The organism is Pseudomonadales bacterium (assembly GCA_013215025.1).
Lineage (GTDB): Bacteria > Pseudomonadota > Gammaproteobacteria > Pseudomonadales > DT-91 > DT-91.
The window spans coordinates 1-2,639 of record JABSRR010000255.1; the positions used below are offsets into that span (position 1 = coordinate 1).

Here is a 2,639-nt window from a genome sequence, read left to right on the forward strand (position 1 = left end):
AACCTATTTCAGCTGGCCCACCTTTTGGGCACCCAGCATGTGCGAACGTGCTTACTACGGCGATGAATTGCTAGAGCCACCCACCGCCACCAGCCAGGAACCCGCGTGTGAGCCCCTGCAAAAACATGTTGCGAATCACAGAAAGTATCACGAGATTGCGTCGCATCTTCACAGAATGAAATGCTGCTGGCATCGCTTCCTGCGCGCAATGGGATCCCAAAAAATCGACCTTTCCGGTTCCCAAAACGGGGCCCGCTTTGGTACCCAAAACGGGAACCAAAAACAATACCGTTTTGGGACCTTAACCTTGCAAAATACACCCGACAGGTTGGGGCACTTCCGGGCCGAAGTCTTTCATTTTACAATAGCGAACCTGTGATCTGATCTCGCAACGGATTGCACCTGAAAGCCGATTCTTGGAACCGAAAAGGTTCCCAAAATGAGCTCCAGAATCGGACCTAAAACCGGCACCAAAAAAGCATTGAAACCGGCACCAAAACGGATTGAAAATCCGGCCAATTGTGGACCACGGATACGGATATGAGCCATTAGGTGCTCTTACATGACGATGCAGTGACGCAGCGGGACCGACAACCACACCCGAAGTCAGCATACCGGCTACCGATCCAGCGAATCATTATTGGCAAACCACGCCAAGACCACCTTCCCCCCACCGAGGAACCCATCAAGCAGCATGACCCTCAACGCTTGCACTATTTCCCAGAATGGCCCATAGCCGTTCAGCGACATGTCAACGACATCAACCTGAGGCCGAGCATATCCAAAATAACGCGTCAGTGCTCGCACACCTCTTGCGCAGATGCGCTGTAAACAGCAACACTGCGTGCAATGATAATATAGCGCCACGCATGTTGCCTGAAGCTCTTCGCCACACCCGCTGAGGGCGGCCATGCCAGCAAGACCGGCTGGTGCACCGACGAGGTCACGCTCACGCACATCTCTGTTAGCAAATTGACTAGTGATGGGGCTAACGGCAGGGTCGTGGCAGCAACCGTTGCCGGAAGCGCGCAGTCCCGTGCACCGTGCAGCATTGCCGTCGCACCCTATTAACCATTGTCATCAAACTGAGACCAGCTCTGGACAACCTGCCATATGACGGCTGTGACCCCAAGTGCCTCGCATCTCCAATGCCACGTGGGATACGCCGACGAGCAACTCAACCTCATAAGCGCAGCTTGCGATGGGAATGCGCCCGCATGCCGGGGTCACATTGCCTACGGGTTGAGGCCGCGCACGCTGCAAGCAACTTCGTGGACCTACATGGCACGTATGTGCAGATGCTGCTGGCACAAGACCGCAGCCAACAAGCATGTAAGAGATGCTATTCCAAATCATCTTGCATCAGCAGCAACATACATGATCGACTATTGAACGCCATTCCGGCGGGACCACAAACCTGCATATTCAGTCCCTAGAATAGGCACCGAATTGAACTCCAAAGTGGGCCCCGGAGTTGACACAGAATTCAGCAATCGCTCGATTCAGGTCGCAGGTGCTCAACCACATCTCTCACTAAAGCATGCATTGTGTGAGCTCTGTATTGAAGTACTGAGTCACTACCACGCAGAAGGAATCACAAGCGCCTGGAGAAAGAGCCCACTGGCTCATTTCCTCTCGCCCAATTATACCCCTTGGCCTCTGTCAGCTGATACTGTTTGATAAGGCAAGGAGAAGGAATGAAAAGAGGCCTGAAAAGCATCCATACCAACAGGCACGACGCGCTCAGGATGGCAAGCGCAAGGATGTTCGCACAAATCTCAAGCATAACCTGCTTTTTCGCCCTTCAAGGCAAGCACAAGGATGTTTGAACCAATATCAAGCATAATCTAACCCATTTCTTGCCCTTCAAAGTGGTGGCCCCGATGCAGTCGTCGATGTTCTGCAACACACGCGAAGTTCAACGCAACATCATGTGGCACTTTTCTCTTGTTTGCGCGTTGCCCACCTTGAAGGGCAAAAAACAGGTTATGCTTGATGTGTTGGTTTCCTGCCTTATTTGATGTGTTGGTTTCCTGCCTCATTTGACTAGTTTGTTTTTGAAATTGCACATTCCTGGTCACTTATCTTGTCTGGTTGCTATGGATAATGGTCCCTAAAACGAGTTCAAAATAAGTGCCTTGCTCAGGAACCGAAATCTAAGACTTTCTGGTCCCGCCGGATTGGCGCACAATAGTGCACGGGACGCTTGTCCACTAACTTGAGGTAGCTGGTGAAAATGCATGCTTCCTCTATGCTTTATGCAATACTGTACAACTGTACTGGCCGTGCGCAACCCATCCCGTGTAATAAGTAAACCGCATGTCACATTGCAGCGATTGTGTGGCCGCCTTTGCCGCCTGGTCCACCAGCTCCTGCGCCACCTCCTGCTCCACTAACTCCTCCGTGTGGCTCGTTTGGCTCTGGCGGGTTTTCTGCCTCTGGCTCCTCCTCCTCCTACTGCTCCTCCTCCTCAGCATCGTCGTCGCCTTCCTCTTGGGCTTGCGCAACCGCCAACGCATGAAAACAAGAGCGTCGCACGCGTTTCGTGTGCTGGGGCACGCATCGGGGCATCCAGGGTGACACGAGCAAAAGTAGGTTATGATTCGCTTCCTGGGTACAGTTCCAACAAAAACACACCA

The 2,639-nt window shown here is 52.5% G+C and carries 1 protein-coding gene; it reads right to left on the bottom strand.

The features are described from left to right. Positions 1-354 precede the first annotated feature (354 nt). Positions 355-549 carry a hypothetical protein gene (locus tag HRU21_12590; GenBank protein ID NRA43128.1) on the bottom strand — a complete coding sequence of 65 codons (195 nt, stop codon included), beginning with the start codon at positions 547-549 and terminating at the stop codon, positions 355-357. Between the last annotated feature and the right edge of the window lie 2,090 nt (positions 550-2,639).